18 protein-coding genes are annotated in these 18,514 nt (G+C 35.3%); 15 read left to right on the top strand and 3 right to left on the bottom strand.

What is annotated here, in order from left to right; translation table 11 throughout:
- The first annotated feature begins 56 nt into the window (after positions 1-56).
- Entirely contained in the window at positions 57-482 is a 426-nt protein-coding gene (mntR, locus tag MHH96_RS19455) for a transcriptional regulator MntR (protein ID WP_047940426.1), read from the top strand.
- 86 nt (positions 483-568) lie between these two features.
- Here mntR and MHH96_RS19450 read toward each other — a convergent pair whose 3' ends face one another.
- Positions 569-781, bottom strand: a complete 213-nt coding sequence (locus tag MHH96_RS19450) for a DUF3892 domain-containing protein (RefSeq protein ID WP_047940427.1) — start codon at positions 779-781, stop codon at positions 569-571.
- A 215-nt stretch (positions 782-996) separates the two neighbouring features.
- Here MHH96_RS19450 and MHH96_RS19445 point away from each other — a divergent pair, with 215 nt between their 5' ends.
- The gene (locus tag MHH96_RS19445; protein WP_095320644.1) at positions 997-1,701 is read left to right on the top strand and encodes an AIM24 family protein; all 705 of its coding nucleotides are present in this window, start codon (positions 997-999) and stop codon (positions 1,699-1,701) included.
- 83 nt (positions 1,702-1,784) lie between these two features.
- Here MHH96_RS19445 and metA read toward each other — a convergent pair whose 3' ends face one another.
- Positions 1,785-2,693, bottom strand: coding sequence for a homoserine O-acetyltransferase MetA (gene metA / locus MHH96_RS19440; protein WP_047940429.1), 909 nt, complete (start codon positions 2,691-2,693; stop codon positions 1,785-1,787).
- Positions 2,694-3,054: 361 nt separating this feature from the next.
- Between metA and MHH96_RS19435 the strand changes: the two genes are divergently transcribed.
- Genes MHH96_RS19435 through MHH96_RS19425 form a run of 3 tightly spaced genes read left to right on the top strand, consistent with a single transcriptional unit; the run spans position 3,055 to position 5,789 of the window.
- Positions 3,055-4,725: a formate--tetrahydrofolate ligase gene (locus MHH96_RS19435; protein WP_047940430.1), complete on the top strand. Its 1,671-nt coding sequence runs from the start codon at positions 3,055-3,057 to the stop codon at positions 4,723-4,725.
- Between the two features lie 35 nt (positions 4,726-4,760).
- Positions 4,761-5,297, top strand: a complete 537-nt coding sequence (locus MHH96_RS19430; protein WP_047940431.1) for a hypothetical protein — start codon at positions 4,761-4,763, stop codon at positions 5,295-5,297.
- A gap of 12 nt (positions 5,298-5,309) precedes the next feature.
- Positions 5,310-5,789 (top strand): glutathione peroxidase, encoded by a 480-nt coding sequence (locus MHH96_RS19425; protein ID WP_047940432.1) that lies wholly within the window; start codon positions 5,310-5,312, stop codon positions 5,787-5,789.
- Between the two features lie 89 nt (positions 5,790-5,878).
- On the opposite strand, the gene MHH96_RS19420 is transcribed toward MHH96_RS19425, so the two are convergent.
- Entirely contained in the window at positions 5,879-6,472 is a 594-nt protein-coding gene (locus MHH96_RS19420; protein WP_047940433.1) for a MerR family transcriptional regulator, read from the bottom strand.
- A gap of 313 nt (positions 6,473-6,785) precedes the next feature.
- Here MHH96_RS19420 and MHH96_RS19415 point away from each other — a divergent pair, with 313 nt between their 5' ends.
- From MHH96_RS19415 to MHH96_RS19370, 10 genes are all read left to right on the top strand, one after another.
- A complete protein-coding gene (locus MHH96_RS19415; protein WP_047940434.1) occupies positions 6,786-9,887 on the top strand; it encodes a GNAT family N-acetyltransferase in 3,102 nt (1,033 codons plus the stop codon).
- The gene (locus MHH96_RS19410; RefSeq protein WP_047940435.1) at positions 9,874-10,734 is read left to right on the top strand and encodes an amidohydrolase family protein; all 861 of its coding nucleotides are present in this window, start codon (positions 9,874-9,876) and stop codon (positions 10,732-10,734) included. Before MHH96_RS19415 ends, MHH96_RS19410 begins: the two co-directional genes overlap by 14 nt.
- 146 nt (positions 10,735-10,880) lie before the next feature.
- Positions 10,881-11,537, top strand: coding sequence for an HD domain-containing protein (locus MHH96_RS19405; protein ID WP_047940436.1), 657 nt, complete (start codon positions 10,881-10,883; stop codon positions 11,535-11,537).
- Complete coding sequence (abc-f, locus tag MHH96_RS19400; protein WP_047940437.1) at positions 11,518-13,404, top strand: ribosomal protection-like ABC-F family protein; 1,887 nt, start codon at positions 11,518-11,520, stop codon at positions 13,402-13,404. The genes MHH96_RS19405 and abc-f overlap by 20 nt, the downstream gene beginning before the upstream one ends.
- A gap of 69 nt (positions 13,405-13,473) precedes the next feature.
- A complete protein-coding gene (locus MHH96_RS19395) occupies positions 13,474-14,595 on the top strand; it encodes a conserved virulence factor C family protein (RefSeq protein ID WP_341117882.1) in 1,122 nt (373 codons plus the stop codon).
- A 97-nt stretch (positions 14,596-14,692) separates the two neighbouring features.
- Entirely contained in the window at positions 14,693-15,127 is a 435-nt protein-coding gene (locus tag MHH96_RS19390) for a BrxA/BrxB family bacilliredoxin (RefSeq protein ID WP_047940439.1), read from the top strand.
- A 179-nt stretch (positions 15,128-15,306) separates the two neighbouring features.
- Entirely contained in the window at positions 15,307-16,083 is a 777-nt protein-coding gene (locus MHH96_RS19385) for a class I SAM-dependent methyltransferase (RefSeq protein ID WP_047940440.1), read from the top strand.
- Positions 16,084-16,204: 121 nt separating this feature from the next.
- Complete coding sequence (locus tag MHH96_RS19380; protein WP_047940441.1) at positions 16,205-16,801, top strand: YpjP family protein; 597 nt, start codon at positions 16,205-16,207, stop codon at positions 16,799-16,801.
- A gap of 76 nt (positions 16,802-16,877) precedes the next feature.
- Positions 16,878-17,459: a TerD family protein gene (locus tag MHH96_RS19375; RefSeq protein ID WP_047940442.1), complete on the top strand. Its 582-nt coding sequence runs from the start codon at positions 16,878-16,880 to the stop codon at positions 17,457-17,459.
- Between the two features lie 36 nt (positions 17,460-17,495).
- Positions 17,496-18,278: a TerC family protein gene (locus MHH96_RS19370; protein WP_047940443.1), complete on the top strand. Its 783-nt coding sequence runs from the start codon at positions 17,496-17,498 to the stop codon at positions 18,276-18,278.
- Positions 18,279-18,514 lie beyond the last annotated feature (236 nt).

The following is an 18,514-nucleotide window of genomic DNA, read 5'->3' as shown; positions in this document are numbered from 1 at the left end:
AAGCATGATGGAATAGAATAGAAAAAAGGAGTAATCCTGGTAAAGGAGGGGTTGAATTGCCGACACCTAGTATGGAAGACTACATTGAGCGCATTTACAACCTAATAGAAGATAAAGGATATGCACGAGTATCAGATATCGCCGAAGGCCTATCTGTCCATCCCTCCTCTGTAACAAAAATGGTTCAGAAATTGGATAAGGATGAATATCTTGTTTATGAAAAATATAGAGGCTTGGTTTTGACCCCAAAAGGAAAGAAAATCGGTAAACGATTAGTGTATAGACATGAGCTTTTAGAGCAATTATTACGAATTATTGGGGTTAAAGAAGAAAATATTTATAATGATGTGGAAGGAATAGAACACCATTTAAGCTGGGACTCTATTGATCGTATTGGGGATTTAGTGCAATTTTTTGAAGAAAATCCACAACATGTAGAAGAGTTAAAAATAATCCAACAAAAAAACGATTCGATCGAATAAAGGAAGGGCAATTTTCTCTAGGTGTGTGCTTTAATAAAGCAGAATAAACGCCTACAGAGAATTGCCCTTGATTTTTTAAGAAACTGTTAAAAAATAGGTGGATAATTGTCAAAGTTATCTATTATCGAGTAGGATAAATCTTCTTGCTCTCTTTCATTTTCCACAACATCTACTCCATCAATTACCCCAGTTTCGATATCAAGCAAAGCTTTTCGATAGGAAATTACTCTACCATTAGATGTTTTAAAACTAATAATGTCTCCCATATAATTTCGCTCTACTGCAACAATTTTTTCCATAATTAGCCCCTTTCCTTCGTAATCACATATGATTTTTTTCTTACCAATTAATGTATATAAAATAGTATATACAAACACGTTTAAAATTATCATGAATTGCCGGCTGCAGTGATAGATTATAGAAGAAAATATATTTAACCTTACCCTATATTTTTATTTTCATGCAACTAGCTAAATGATATCCTTAAATTAACAATTTTAGAAGAGGTGAGAAAATGGGGAGATATGACTTAGAGGAATTTTTAGCTAAGACAGAGCAGCAAGATAAAAATGAAGGAGTTTTCGAACTAGAAACTGAAAGAATGCTTGAAATTAATTTAACAAATAAAATTTGGGCGAAAGCAGGAAGTATGGTTTCTTATCGAGGAAACATTCGTTTTACCCGCGAAGGTATTTTGGAACATGGAATAGGTAAAATGTTTAAAAAAGCGTTAACTGGTGAAGGTGCTTCCTTAATGAAAGCAGAAGGAACGGGGAAGCTTTACTTAGCTGACCAAGGAAAGAAAATATCCATTCTCCGTTTAAATGGTGATTCTATCTTTGTAAATGGAAATGATTTACTGGCATTTGAGCCGTCTATCAAATGGGATATTAAGTTAATGAAAAGAATTGCCGGGATGCTATCTGGCGGCTTATTTAATATCAACCTGTCAGGAAGTGGCATCGTCGCCATTACGTCACATTACGAACCATTAACGTTAAGAGTTACTCCAAATAACCCGGTATTCACAGATCCTAATGCGACAGTTGCTTGGTCGGGAAGTCTACAACCAGAATTTGTAACAGACATAACTCTTAAATCGTTTTTTGGGAGAGGCAGCGGAGAATCTATTCAAATGAAATTTTCCGGAGAGGGCTTTGTGGTTATTCAGCCATATGAAGAAGTTTATTTTTCGAATAATGGAGGAAATAACAGCTAAATAGTCTATCATTAAAAAACCCAAACGATAATCTTCGTTTGGGTTTGAATCTTATGTGCCAGTCTTTTTTACTTGGTGCATTTTTATTTCCACTCATAAGGTGTTTCTTGATAGACATAATAATTCAGCCAGTTCGAAAATAGTAAATGAGCATGGGATCGCCAGCTATTTAATGGCTTTTTACTCGGATTATTCTCGGGAAAATATCCAAGAGGCAGATGAATGTTTAAACCTTTTTCTTTATCTCGTTTGTATTCTTCAGCAAGTGTGCTAGCATCATACTCTAAGTGACCAGTAACCATGATTTGTTTGCCTTTATTTCCACTAATAATAAAGGCGCCAGCTTCATCAGAGGCAGACAGCAGCTCAAGGTTTGGGTGTGCATTGATTTCTTCACTTGATACATTAGTATATCTTGAATGTGGAGCTAAATAGCTGTCATCAAAACCACGCATTAATTTATCTGACGGATTTAATACATGGTGGGAATAAATTCCATAACACTTTTGATCCAGTTCATACTTATTAATCCCAAAATGGTGAAATAAAGCTGCTTGTGCACCCCAGCAAATATGTAAAGTAGATGTCACATTTGTTTTCGACCATTCCATTATTTGGGTTAACTCATCCCAATAATCTACTTCTTCAAAACTCATTAATTCAACAGGGGCTCCTGTAATAATCATTCCATCGTATTTATTTGTTTTTATTGCTGCAAAATCGCGATAAAATTGTTCTAAATGATAGGAACTTGTATTCTTTGATTCATACGATGCTGTTCTTAAAAAGGAGATATTGACCTGCAAAGGAGTGTTACCAAGCAATCGCAATATTTGTACCTCCGTTTTTTCTTTTTGAGGCATTAAGTTTAATATTAATATGTTTAATGGTCGAATATCCTGGGTTCTTGCACGCCCTTCTTCCATTACAAATATATTTTCATCTTCCAGTATTTCTCGTGCTGGCAAAAGTTGAGGAATTCTAATAGGCATAAAGGTATGTCTCCTCCTAAAGTTATAATCGTCTTTTCAGTAATGTCAGTGGTGCTTACTGCATTTTTTTCATAACAATCGGTTTTAAACGATAAATTAGTTATTACTTTCTCCCATCAATATCATAGCTTATTATAAGTTTGATTTGAATTTGTCGCAATCATAATGTTTTGAATTTTTGAAAGATATTATATAATCTTTTGGAAGGAAGAAATGTTAAAAAGGATTAGTGGATACATAATAAGTATGTTTGTAAGATAATGATTTTGTCGAAACGTGTATGTATCACGTCGCATTTAATGTACAATGTTAAAAGGAAGACCGAAATTAGCAGAGGATAATCATGGAGGTATAGACGTAAATGAAATCTGACATCGAAATTGCTCAACAAGCAGTTATGAAACCAATAATACATATTGCTGAGAGGCTTGGTTTATCAGAAGATGATCTTGAATTATATGGAAAATATAAAGCGAAAATCACAGCATCTACCTTAAATAAGTTGAAAAAGAATAAATCAGGTAAACTTATCCTTGTGACGGCTATTAATCCAACTCCTGCTGGAGAAGGCAAATCAACTGTTACAGTTGGATTAGGGGATGCGTTGAATAAATTACAGAGAAAAACCGTCATAGCAATGAGAGAACCATCTTTAGGTCCAACAATGGGCATAAAAGGAGGGGCTGCAGGGGGCGGTAAAGCACAGGTATTACCTATGGAGGATATTAATCTGCATTTTACTGGAGATCTTCATGCCATTACAACAGCAAATAATGCGCTGGCAGCTTTAGTAGATAATCATATACATCAAGGGAATGAATGTCGTATTGATCAGCGCCGTATAGTCTGGAAAAGAGCAGTTGATCTAAACGATCGTGCGCTGCGAAAAGTAGTGATTGGTTTAGGTGGTCCATTACAAGGAGTTCCGAGAGAGGATGGCTTTGACATTACGGTTGCTTCTGAAATTATGGCTGTATTATGTCTGGCTGCAGATATTAAGGATTTAAAAGTTCGATTAGCTCGAATGGTCGTTGCGTATAATGTAGACAGAGAACCTGTAACCGTGGGAGATTTGAAAGTAGAAGGTGCGCTTACATTACTACTAAAAGACGCAATTAAACCAAACTTGGTTCAAACAATCGAGCATTCTCCAGCGATTATTCATGGCGGTCCGTTTGCCAATATTGCCCATGGCTGCAATAGTGTCATAGCAACTGCTGCTGCTGCCAAATTAGGAGATTATGTTGTCACAGAAGCTGGATTTGGTGCGGATTTAGGAGCAGAGAAATTTTTAAATATTAAGGCTAGAAATAAAGAGATAGATCCGGAAATCGTCGTGATAGTTGCGACAATTCGTGCGTTAAAAATGCATGGAGGAGTAGCAAAGAAGGAGCTTGGGGTTGAAAATATAGAAGCGCTGCGAGCAGGTTTCGCTAATTTACAAAAGCATGTGGACAGTATTAAAGAATTCGGTTTACCTTTTGTTGTAGCTATTAATAAATTCGTAACAGATACTGAATTAGAAATTAGCGTGTTAAAAGAGCTTTGTGAACAAGCACAGATTCCCGTTGCTTTAACAGAGGTTTGGGAAAAAGGTGGAAATGGCGGTATAGAGCTTGCTCAAAAGGTTTTAGCGATTCTCGAAAAGAAGGAACAAAGATTTCAACATTTATATTCGCTTAATACTACGATAGAAGAGAAAGTGCATGCGATTGCAACAAAAATTTATGGTGCGAATAGGGTAGAATATTCTTCTAAAGCAAAGAAACAGATTGCCGACTTTGAAAAATATGGTTGGGGACATCTTCCTATTTGTATGGCGAAGACACAATATTCTTTATCGGATGATCCATCATTAATTGGCAGACCAGAAGGATTTTCGATTACAATTCGTGAATTCAAGCCATCTATTGGGGCAGGCTTCCTTGTAGCACTCACTGGTGAAGTCATGACAATGCCAGGTTTACCGAAAACTCCTGCTGCTTTAAACATGGACGTTGATGAAGACGGTAAAGCAGTTGGATTGTTTTAAAATACGGTTGTATTTAGGAAAAAGGAGAACAAAGGATGTTTGATCCCACTGCGTTTGAAAATATGAGAACAGTAATGGAAGGCTTAATATATGATAAAGATTTAGATGGCGATATTATTGTCTTAGATCGAAATGATGTATTTAATAGTAGTAAGCTATCAAGAAATTATACCATTACTTTTCGATTGAAAAATCAACAAAATGCTAAGCTAATGTTTGAATTATCCGCTGATTTACAAAATTTATCGGCGGAACTATTAGAAAGTGTAAAAAAAGAAAAATGGATTGGTGCTACCGTTTATATTCATCTTTTTTTACGCCATAAGCAAGACAAAACTCTTTATCCACTATTACAGCAATTAGTGGAAGATATATGGGGAAAAGACTTGAAGATTAGGCAAGAAATCAGCTATCAGCCACTTGAGGCGGAGCAAACGATACTGAATCATATTACGATTGATTTTAATCGTTTAATCACAGAAGAACAGATAGATGATATGATTACGATGATGGAATTTATGGAAAAAACTTTAGCTGCCCTTCAATCGATTGATTCATTATTAACTGTATAAGGAGATTGTAAAATGAGCATTTACGATTTTAAAGTAAAAACGATGGATGGAAAAATGCAGGCATTAAGCGATTTTAAAGGGAATATCATATTAATTGTGAATACTGCAAGTAAATGTGGTTTTACTCCTCAATTTAAAGAGCTGCAAGAATTGTATCAAAAGTTTAAAGAGGAGGGGTTTGTTGTTCTAGGTTTTCCAAGTAATCAATTTATGAGTCAAGATCCGGGAACGAATGAAGAAATAAAATCATTCTGTGAAATGAATTACGGTGTGACTTTTCCGATGTTTGCTAAAATTGATGTGAATGGAAAAGAGGCAGATCCTCTTTATCAATATTTAACAAAAGAAGCACCAGGTACATTAGGTGTGAAAGCAATCAAGTGGAATTTTACGAAGTTTCTTATTGATCGAAATGGAAATGTCGTGGACCGCTATGCACCAAGTACAAGTCCTAGTGAGATAAAAGCGGATATTGAAAAGCTCATCCGATAACAGAAAAAAATAGGGATCTTCTGCTTTTAGTGAACGAACACCCTTTCACTAAAGGGCTGAAGATCCTTATTTTTTATGATAAGGAACGATTAACGATAAGAAAAGAGGCGGATAAATCCACTTTTTTTCTCCTTTGTTTCCCGCTCATTAAGATCGGCCAGCTTCTTTTTTCTAGATTTAGCATAGTATTGTTCCTCTTTTTCTTTTAGAACAATTGGATTTTCTAATAAAGTTATTTTTCTTTCTTGACTGGCAATATGTTCTTGTTGAAATTCGATATGCTCTTGCTGCTTTTTTAGTTGCTGTACTAATACTTGATTGAAATTTTTTTGAAGTTCTAATTCTTCTTTGATTGTTTGTAAATCTTGAAGAATTTTTTCCGTAGCTTCAGCGGCAATGGGGATAGAGGGTAAAGGGCTTGTCAGCTCATCTTCAATTTGTCTTAAAGACATTTGTTTTTCATTACGCATTTGTTTAACTTTTACTAAAATGTCTAAGCTTTTTTGATCGAAATATCGGTAGCCATTTTCGCCAATAATAACTGGTATGAGTGTTTTCAATTCTCTTAACCAATTTCGAACAACTCCAGGACCTTCATTAATATATTCTGCAGCTTCCTTCACACTTAATAATTTGCTGTTTTCTTCCTTAATCGTAAGTTCTTTTGATTGTATGCTTAACATTCTACACACCCCTCATTATAAAATAATTGAAACAGACCAATGGCAAGAAGGACGTTTAAAACCCTTGTCTTTATAATTTTCGCGAAAAGAAAAAAAAATCCTTTGACGAGCTTTGTCTAGTTTTGTTGGATATACATAATTATTAGAAAAATTATTATTATGCTATCTTTACAAAAATTCTCAATAATAATACGATAGAATAGGAATATTGGAAAAACATTCCTACAATAAAGAAAGGAGGAGTTAGGATGAATACAAATAAAGAAGTAACAATGCAAACAAAAATGGAAAATAAGAGGAAAGAGGGTTCTTAGTGGAAAAGATAATCAAGGGTTCAGAGGCAATTAAAATAGTAAGCTACCATGATGGTCTTGCTGGTAAAGTGGCCGACATGTGGACAAAAAGTAAAGATTCTTGGGGAGGAACAGGAAAAACAGAAGAACAAGTACGCGATCAACAGCAAAGCTCAGATAATATTGATACATTCTTAGCTGTTATAGGAGAAGAAGTAGTAGGGTACTGTGGTTTTTCTGTTTATAAAGAAGATGCAGGGGCCTTGTATGTTCCTTTATTAAATGTTCGTCCAGATTATCATGGCAAGAAAATTGGTAAGCTGCTTTTACTGCATGCCCTCAATGCAGCGACAGAATTAAAATGGCCAAGACTTGATTTATATACTTGGGCAGGTAATCTTAAGGCAGTTCCATTATATAAACGCTGCGGTTTTTTTTGGGAGGATAATGACCAATATACTCATCTTATGAATTTTATCCCAACTGTCCGAAATGATGAAGTAATGAATCATTATTTAAAGAACATGGATTGGTATGCAGATTTAAAAAGAAATCTTGAAATAAAGCCAGATGGGATGCTTAAAAGAGGTTTTACACATTATGAATATATTTGGCAAAAAGAAACAGAGACTGTTGTTGTAAAATTTGAAAAAACAAGTAGAGGAATCTGCTCTTTGGAAACAAAGGATTTTCAGATTGAATTAACAATGGACAATCATAAATGTATAGAAGAAATAGAGCATAAGGTCTATTTAAAGATGAAAAATAAAACAGCAAACCCGCTTTCCTTAGAAGCATTGGCAGATAATCAGGGCAGAATTCAATGCAGTTTTCAAAGTTCACAAGAGATAAAGGGTAATCAAGAAATAGCGATTTCTTCTCCCTTTACGATTAAAAAAGGAGAAGAACCTGTAGATGGAAAGACCTTTCCAGCATTAAAGGTTACAGTTAGAATTAATGGATTAGAAACAAGCTTACAACTGGGGGTTTTCCCGCAAGCGCCTATTTCTATAGAGGGAAAGGAAATAGAGGCCATTTTAGCGAATGGAATGAAGACTTACTTAGATTTAGAGATTAGTAATAATTTAGAAAAAGATATTAATGGATATTTCACCATTCCCAAAAATGGCCACTTATATTTTGAAGGGGATAAGTATTCATTCGCACTGGCTAAAAAAGCGAAGAAGTGGATTCGAATTCCGGTTCAAGTGAAGAGCTGCGGCAGTTTTAAAGAAAAAATCATAGGAGAAATTGTGGAGAATGAGCAGGGGATTTTAACATTTGAAAAGGAAATTGCGCTTGCCTTAAAAGGGATTGGCGAACAGTTTGTAGTAGAACAAGAAAAGAGTTGGCAGGTTTATAATGGTCCACATCAACTTACCGTAAGCAAAATAGATCTTACGACAGAAATTGCTCATACAGACTTTGCTCTGTTTGCACCGTCTATTGGAAAGCCTTATTCCAATGAGCTGTCTAAACAAAAGCCATATAAAGTTCGTACAGAAAAGACTGGAAACAGTATTAAACTAGAGCTATTCTTTAAGTCTAATGCTTTTCCGTATCTGGATATTATGTTAACAAATCAGCTCTTTGCAGAAGGGTTGATTAAACGTTGGATAACAATTACTAATAATAGTTTGGAAGAAAAAGAAATCAGTGTACAGGAAACATTTTTTGACATATGGCAGAATCTCTATTTCCCTTTAAATGGGGAAGTTGTTTCCTTTAATGAATGGAACCTAGTACAACCTTTTGAATTAAATTCAAAGGATATAACGGGGAATTGGTATTTTACTTCTCCAAACTCTACCCCATTCGGTGTTGCATGGGCTAAAGAGGCCCGCATCAAAATGGATAATTGGAAGGTGCATGTAGAGGCGACAAGCATACTCGGAAAAAATGAATCCGTTGCTTTTTCGCCCATTAGTGTAAATATCGGTGCCTATCGTAATTGGCAGCAATGGGAGTTAGCAGCAGAAGGGTTACAGAGAGAGCACGCAAGTACTGTTACCCCAGGATTTAAGGTTGAATTTAATGAGGCAAATCTCATTATAGATAGAGATAATGACTTAAAAGTACGAATAAAGAATTATAGTAATCAAGCAATACAAGGTGAAATGACCATAACAATGAATGAAAGACAGGGAGATTCACAGAGAATTGATACGGGGGCATCAGAAATCTACCAAATTCAGCCTCAAAGGGATCTTCAATTAGGGCTAAACACAGTGAAAACAACCATTTCTTTGCCGGCAAAAATAATAGATAACGATGATTTATTTTTTGTGCCAAGCAGAAAGAACATGACAACAGAAGTAAAAATAGAAGAAGGAGTTACCGTATACCATGTTTCGAATGGAATAGTATCTTTTAAAGCTTCTCCTGCTTACTATCCAGGCGTCTATTCTTTAGTAGTAAATGGGAAGGAATGGTTGGAGCATGCTTTTCCTAAGCCTATCGCAAAAAGTTGGTGGAATCCGTGGTGTGGAGGTATAAAAAACGGTCCGCCAGATTTAAATGTATTTTCTCTCTTAAAGGAAGAGACAGCTTGTGCATTTACTAGTCTAAAAGATATCCATCATAACGAATGGACTGGTGTGAAGCTGGTAACAACGATAAGGCATCATGAGAAATGGAAGGGGTTAAAGTATGAACAATATTTCCTTACAATGCCAGGGATTCCTTTGCTCATTACATTTATAGAAATAATCGATGATGCAGGCAGACGTATGGCAGAAGAAGAATGGCATACAAACCTATTTATCACTTGCAATGAGGAGGAAAAAGCTGTTCTCCATATTCAGGATAACAAGGTGAGTACGAAACAATATATGGTTGCTTCAGAAGAGCAAGAAGTTAATATAAAGGGTCATTCCTATTTATCGCTAGAGCAAGAAAAGTGTTATTATATTGCAAGTGATAAATCAAAAGGTATAGATTTTTATAGTAATAAAGATGTGATACAGTTGATTTCCTATGCTAAGTGCAGAAGAACAGAGAACCGCTTATTTACAGAACCAACCTATCTTCTGTTTACCGAGGGGGAATTACAGTCTTCTTTAGTTAATAAGGTAAGGCAAATAGCATTTTCAGAAAGGGAATACGTAGATGAAAATAATTGATGCCCATATACACTACTCAAATATTGGATCGTTTAAAGAGACAGCTCGAGATCTTTCCTTTGTAGATTATAGTTATAATGGCTTGAAAGAAGAGATGAGGAAGGCTGATATTGTCCTTGCGATTGGGATGGGGGTTACAGAAACGCCGGAGATGGGCTTTCCTGATTATAAGGCCCAGACTCCAATGGGATTAGATTTGGACTTATTGGTTCCAGACAATGTCGTCTGCTGTGCTGGGATAAATCCATATGATATGGATTTATCGGCACAAGAACGATTAGAGCAGGAGATTCAAAAGCCACATGTTGTGGGAATAAAAATTTATTTAGGCTACTACCCTTTTTATGCCTATGATGAAGTATATGAACCTGTTTATCGACTAGCAGAAAAGTATCAATTACCAGTTGTGTTCCATACTGGAGATACATACTCTGAAAGAGGATACTTAAAATATAGTCATCCTCTAGCAATTGATGAAGTGGCTGTGAAACATCGTAATGTGAATTTTATGATGGCACATTTCGGTGATCCTTGGACATTGACTGGTGCGGAAATTATTTATAAAAATTCGAATGTATATGCCGATTTATCTGGTTTAATCGTTGGAACAAAAAAAGAACTGGAAGAAGCACATGAAGGGATTTTTCTCGATCATTTACGCCATGCATTAGTTTTTGCCCAATCATATGATAAATTGCTTTTTGGGACAGATTGGCCGCTAGCCCCATTTGAACCATATATAGAGTTTATAAAAAAGCTCATTCCAGAAACTTACCATGAAGACGTATTTTATCGAACAGCATTGAAGGTATTTCCAAAAATAAAGCCCTTTTTAAGTAAGAAATAGGAAATGAATAATGAAACGAAAGCCGGTGTAGAATAGTTTTATTTTCTACTCCGGCTTTCATATTTATATTGATTGTTCTTTCATATTCGAAAAACTACTTTTCATGATACAATATGGACATAATAGATTGCTGGATGTGAGAATAAATGAAGCTTATTACGAAAGTTGAAAATATAATAAAGCAAGAGATGGAGAATGATGCTAGTGGTCACGATTGGTATCATGTAGATAGAGTACGTAAAATAGCCTTATTACTTTCAGAAAAAGAAGGAATTGGGTATTCTCATACTATTGAACTATCTGCGTTATTGCATGACATTTCAGATGAAAAATTAAATAAATCAAAAAGCGAAGGGCAACGGAGATTAGCAAATATACTAATGCAGATTCCAATTGCGAATCAAGAGAAGGAACAGATTAAAGCTATCATCGAAACAGTTGGCTTTAAAGGAGGAAATGGGATAACTCCCAATGGCCTGGAGGCAAAAATAGTCCAAGATGCTGATCGATTAGATGCGATTGGAGCACTTGGCATCGCTCGTACTTTTGCTTATGGAGGAAGTATAGGAAGTCCTATCTATGATCCACATATAGCAGTAAGGGAAAAGATGACAGAAGAAGAATATCGAAAAAACAACTCATCTTCTATTCACCATTTCTATGAAAAACTATTGAAAATTAAAGACCATTTACATACAGACAGTGCTAAAAAAATGGCCGTGGAAAGGCATCAATTTATGGAAAGCTTTCTAAAAGAATTTTATAAAGAATGGAATGTACAAAATGAAGAGTATTTCAATTGAAAATGTAACAAAGACATATGGAGAGAAAAAGTTATTTGAAAACATCTCTTTTTCAATAAGTGAAAAAGAACGGGTAGGTTTAATTGGCATCAATGGAACTGGGAAATCATCCTTATTAAAAATTGTTGCAGGAATAGATATTCCAGACGAAGGAGATATCATAGCACCCAAGGATTTTCGTATAGCCTATTCTGCCCAAAGTCCAGAATTAAATCCAGATCTTACCGTATTAAACCAAGTATATGCTGGTGATGCACCGGTTTTAGCATTAGTTAAAGATTATGAAGCAATGATAATGGAAATCAACCATGATCCTGAGAACAATAAGCTTCATGAAAAATTATTTGATTTACAAAAAAGAATGGATGCTTTAAATGGCTGGGAAGTTCATACAAATGCAAAGACGGTATTAATGAAGTTAGGTATTACTAATTTTAATAAGAAGATTGGCGAATTGTCAGGCGGGCAAAAAAAACGGGTTGCTTTAGCACAAGTTCTGATTCAAGAACCAGATTTGCTTATTTTAGATGAACCGACAAATCATCTTGATTTTGAGGCAGTTAAATGGCTGGAAGATTATTTAAGCAGGTACACAGGAGCACTATTATTAGTAACGCATGACCGCTATTTCTTAGATCGTGTCACAAACAGAATGTTTGAATTAGATGGGGGCAATTTGTATAGCTATAAAGGCAATTACGGTGACTTTTTACAGGCCAAAGCTATCAGGGAAGAAAATGAAGCAGCTACTCTTGATAAGCAAAAGAATTTATTTAGAAGAGAATTAGAATGGATTAGAAGAGGGGCAAAAGCGCGTTCTACTAAACAAAAAGCCAGAATTCAGCGTTTTGACGCATTAGATGATAAATTAGCTAATGTTAAAGCTAAAGATAAATTAGATATCTCCTTGAAAGGTAGTCGATTAGGTAAGCAAGTCTTTGAATTGCTGGGGGCAAACAAACGTTTCCATGATAAAATAATCTTAAATAATTATAATTTGCTTGTAAAACCAGGGGATAGAATTGGAATAATTGGTAAAAACGGGACTGGTAAATCAACTTTCTTAAATATTTTAGCAGGCAAGGCACCCCTTGATTCTGGCGAAAGAATCATTGGTCAAACAGTAAAAGTGGCTTACTATACGCAAGAAAATGAAGATATGGATACATCTAAAAGAATGATTGAATTTCTAAAAGAAACGGCTGAAGTTATAGAAGCCTCCGATGGAAAAGTCATTACAGCTGCCCAAATGCTGGAAAGATTCTTATTTCCTCTTCATACCCATGGAACGATTATTGGGAAGCTATCTGGTGGGGAAAGAAGAAGACTTTATTTGTTGAAAATACTAATGGGAGAACCAAATGTACTCTTATTAGATGAGCCGACAAATGATTTAGATACACAAACATTAATGGTTCTGGAAGATTATTTAGAAGATTTTAATGGTGTGGTTATTACCGTATCCCATGATCGCTATTTTCTCGATAAGGTTGCTGAACAACTGTTGATTTTAAAAGGAAATGGTGTTATCGACACCTATTATGGCAATTACAGTGAATATTTAGAGGTGGAGAGAAAAGAAGATCAACAAATAAAAGATAAAACAGAAATACCACTTGCTAAAAAGGAAGTAAAAGAGAAAAAAGTAAGACTAAGCTATAATGAACAAAGGGAATGGGCAACCATTGATGAGAATATCGAAAAAGTCGAAGAAAGATTAGCTAAAATAGAAACAGAATTAGCCGAGACTGGCAGTGACTTCGAAAAAGCAGCTGAGTTAATGAAAGAGCAAGAACAATTAAATAACCAATTAGAACACCTAATTGAACGCTGGAGCTATTTATCTGAAATCGCTGATAATTCGTAGAAAAGCTGTTTATTTTCGATATAGCATTAAGCGTGATAAGATAAATGTTGAAAAAGAGGGGGATGGAAAATGAGAATTATTTCTATAGAGCCAACACCAAGTCCTAATACGATGAAAATTAATTTAGACCAAGAGCTGCCAATGGGAAAAAGTAATAATTATAAGGTTGATAATTCAGCGGAAGCACCTGAATTAATTCAAAATATCCTTTCCATTGAAGGGATTAAAGGGGTTTACCATGTAGCTGATTTTCTAGCGGTTGAAAGAAATGCCCGCTATGATTGGAAAGAATTACTTTCAAAAGTGCGGAATGTCTTTGGGGAGGACGAGGCTACAGAGGAGTCAAAAGAGATAAATGAACATTATGGAGAGATAAATGTTCAAGTTCAAATGTATAAAGGGATTCCCATGCAAATTAAATTATCGGATGGCACTGAAGAAAGAAGGTTCGGTTTACCTGATTCCTTTATTCAAGCAGTATCAGAAGTTCGTACACCTGAAGATAATGTAGTAATGACTCGTAAATGGAAAGATTTCGGCGTGCGCTACGGTGACTTTGAGGAAATTGGGCATGTAATGGTGGAAGAACTTGTTGCAGCATATCCACAAGAGCGAATTAATGCGATTATTGAGCATGCAAAAAATCCGCAAACTGAAGCAAATGAAAAACCGGTACGAGTGCGAACAAGGCTGTCATTTGCAGATTTAGAGAATCCAGATTGGAAAGTTAGATATCAAAAGCTGGAACAAAGCGAAGATCCTACAGTAGATGATATTCCTGTACTAACGAAAGCATTAGATGATGAAAAACCATCTATCCGCAGACTTACGACTGTCTATCTTGGAATGATTGAAGATACAGCTGTTCTTCCTTCCTTATATAAAGCATTAAAGGATAAAACGGTAACAGTGCGGCGTACTGCAGGAGATTGCTTATCCGACTTAGGGTTTCCAGAAGCAATGGAAGAAATGATCCATGCATTAGATGATAAAAGCAAGATTGTTCGATGGAGAGCCGCTATGTTCTTGTATGAAGTTGGAGATGAGAGAGCATTGGCTGCACTTAAGGCTCATGAGGATGATCCAGAATTTGAAGTGAGCTTACAAATAAAACTAGCAATTGAGCGAATTGAACTAGGAGAAGAAGCAAAAGGTTCTGTTTGGAAACAAATGACCGAAGCGCGAAAATAAGCTGTAACTATATTTTCCTAATGCTAAAGATTGTACGAAAAACATTTCTAATGTATATTTAGGAATAAAATATACGTATATTATGGAGGGATTACTTATGTCAATGGCATATGATGAGTATATGAAACAAGTGGTAAAACCGATGAGAGCAGAATTAACCCAAGCAGGCTTTGAAGAATTGCTGACAGAAGACGCTGTGGAACAATTTATTGAAACAAACAAAGGTACTTCTTTAGTAGTGGTTAATTCTGTTTGTGGTTGTGCTGCAGGTTTAGCAAGACCAGCAGCAACGCAGGCAGTGCTTGCATCTGAAAAAAAGCCAGATCAACTAGTAACAGTATTTGCTGGCCAAGATAAAGAGGCAACAGCAAAAATGCGCGAATTTTTCGGGGATATTGAGCCTTCTTCTCCGTCCATGGCATTAATCAAAGATAATAAAGTTGTTCATTTTATTCATCGCTACGATATTGAAGGAAATTCAATGGAAGCAATTATGGAAAATCTTGTATCAGCTTTTGAACAATATTGCTAAAAACTTGGTTCATGAGAATAAAGGGTTACCTTTTTTCTCATGGACTTTCTTTTTTAGGTTTTTTGTATAGGGTTTATATTCGTCGATAGATAATTTAAATTTATCTATTTTATAATGATGACCTAATCTTAACATGATTCGTATTGAATATAGTATTACATAGAAGTAGGAGAAAAAATATGATTGTAACAACTGCCGGTAGGACAAATAAGGACATGCAAATTCTCGCAGATAGAATTGCCAAAGACTTCAACTGCAGATATGTCAGGAGAGAAAAAGTATCTATTCAGCACTTAAAAGAGCAATATCAATCAGATATTCTGATAATTGGGAAAAATAGATTTGAGTTCTGTTCGTTAAATGGAGAGGAGCCTTTCTTTTTTCACCCAAATTCAGCAGTCTTTCGAATAAAAAGGCTGATGAATAAGGAAAATGATCCTTTTATTGACGCAACCAATTTAACAAAGGGAAAGAGTTTCTTAGATTGTACTTTAGGACTTGCTTCAGATAGTATTGTTGCAAGTTATGTCGTGGGCAGTAGCGGAAAAGTGGAAGGATTAGAAGCGAATCAAGTGATTGCTTTTCTTGTAAAAGTAGGTTTGAAAGAATGGGAGACGAGTAATGCCGCTGTTGATGAGGCAATGCGAAGGGTTACAGTCAAGCATATTAACGCATTAGAGGCACTTGCTCGAAAAGAAGACAATAGTATAGATTGCGTATATTTTGATCCTATGTTTGAGGAAACTATTTCATCAGCTGGAATCAACCCGTTAAAACAACTAGCACTTTATGAAGAAGTGTCGGTAGAATTAATCAATCAAGCAAAGCGAGTGGCGAAAGAAAGAGTCGTATGGAAAGATCATTTTAGGAGCAGCAGATTTAACCAATTTCAATTTGAACAGGTGAAGCGTAAAACAGCTAAATTCCATTATGGAATCTGGTTAAAAAAAGAATAATAAAAAAATAACCTCTATGATAAGGATAATAGTAGAAGATTAGCTAGTAAATAATATATACTTATTCTATAAATATTTTTTCATATATTAACATCAGGATGCGGAAAGCGAGGTGTAATAAATGCCTAATTGGCTTCGTAAAAGCCTGGTCGTATTTGTTTCTATTTTAACGTTTGGTCTTGTTTCACCATCACCAGCAACCTTTTTAAATAATAATAATAATGATAAGAAACCAATTGATGAGCGAGAAGTACCATTTGCTAGAGAAAGTATCGAAGATGAAGCGATATTTGTTGATAGTACTGAGGGAAATTTCTCAAGAGCAGATTTTATCAGCAATATGATGAAGGAAGCAGAAGCACAAAGCTATTTAAAATTCGGGCCAAAAATTAAACCAGTAATTGAAGATGAATTTCGTTTAGTTGTTCTTCCAAATATGGAAAAAGCAATTAATGAAGTAACTCATATTTTTCCAGAAGAAGAGTTAAGTTATTTAACAGTAACTGAATTTCCTGCTGCAGGTACAAGTGAACGGATATTTCATATTACGAGAGATAACGAGGATATTATCCGATTTCATGTAAGAAGGGATCGTCCCCCACAGGAAGGTTATTATTTTAACTTCCATTACCACACGTATCATGATCAATTCCAAACTCATTATGCACTTGGAGAAATTTACTGGGATAAAAATACTCCGCCAAAGTGGATGAGCTAAAAAGGGGAAATTGAAACTTTTTTATCTATGATTACGTAAAGGAACTATACTGAAAAAACTTGGAGGTAGAAAGATTATGGCAATTAGTTTATCCAAAGGACAAAAAGTAGATTTAACAAAAGGCAATCCTGGTTTATCAAAAGTAATTATTGGTTTAGGCTGGGATTTAAATAAGTATGATGGCGGAACTGATTTTGATTTAGATGCTTCTGTATTCTTACTTGGCGAAAATGGAAAAGTAACAAATGATGCTGACTTTGTATTTTACAATAATCCATCAGGTGGAAATGGTGCGATTGTTCATTCCGGAGATAATCGTACAGGCGCAGGCGAAGGAGACGATGAACAAATTATCGTAGATTTAAAAAGTATTCCAGCTAATATTCAACGTGTTACTTTTACGATTACCATTCATGATGGAGAAGCAAGGAATCAAAATTTCGGACAAGTTTCTAATTCATTTGTACGTATTGTTAACGAAGAATCTAATGAGGAATTGATTCGTTACGATTTAGGAGAGGATTTCTCTATTGAAACAGCGTTAGTTGTTGGGGAACTATATCGTCATAATAATGAATGGAAATTTAGTGCTATTGGCAGTGGTTACCAAGGTGGTTTAGCTGCATTAGCAACAGACTTTGGTCTGCAAATTGGCTAAGACTTTATAAGCATATTTTAGGAGGAACCTTTTTTCATGGGGATATTTGAGACGATTATAGATACATATGCGCAGTTTTTTAACTGGCAAATGTGGGGTGAGGTACTAACAGACCCAGTCAGCTGGGGCTATATTGGAACACTTGTAATATTGGAAGGCTTGTTATCAGCGGATAATGCATTAGTTCTTGCCGTGATGGTTAAGCATTTACCACCAGAACAAAGAAGAAAGGCGTTGTTTTACGGGTTACTAGGTGCATACATATTCCGCTTTATAGCTATCGGTATTGGTGTTTATTTAATCGAATTCTCATGGGTGAAAATACTAGGAGCGGCCTATTTGGCCTATCTCTCTATTAAGTACTTCGTGGATCGTAAAAAAGCTGCGAATCAACCAGAAGACGGAGAAGAAGAGAATAAAGGAATCAACAAAAATGGAATTCTTATTCGCACATTCGGATTATTTTGGGGAACGGTAATTTCTGTTGAATTAATGGATATTGCCTTTTCAGTGGATAGTGTTTTAGCAGCATTTGGTGTCAGTAACCAAGTGTGGGTATTATTACTGGGTGGTATTCTTGGTGTGCTTATGATGCGTGGTGTAGCGGGTGTTTTCCTTAAATTAATTGATAAAATTCCAGAGCTGGAAGCAACTGCTTATATTCTAATCTTGATTATCGCAGTTAAGATGCTATTAGGCGTTTTTGATATTCACATCGAACATATTTATTTCTTCGGATTGTTAGTAATAGCATTTGGAGCAACTTTCGTTATTCACTTTAAAAATAAAAAGAAAGCAGAACAACAAGGCGAGGCTTAATAATTTTGAGGATATTTCTAGTTTCTGTCAATAGTTAGTACTAGGGATATCCTCTATTTTATTAATAAGAAAACTTCTTTGCTGTAACCCTTCCCGAAAACCTCTATAAAAACCTTATGGATGCAGCTAAAGCCATTCATAACGAAATAATACTCAAAAAATGAATTTTATAGTAAAATAGTAATAATTATCCTCTTTCAAACAAAACTATTTATTTGTGAATTTTCAGAATAGTA

The organism is Niallia sp. FSL K6-0212 (assembly GCF_038007605.1).
In the GTDB taxonomy this organism is placed as follows: Bacteria; Bacillota; Bacilli; order Bacillales; family Cytobacillaceae; genus Niallia; species Niallia circulans.
Note: the sequence above shows the minus strand (reverse complement) of the source record. Positions and strands in the feature narration are given on the sequence as shown.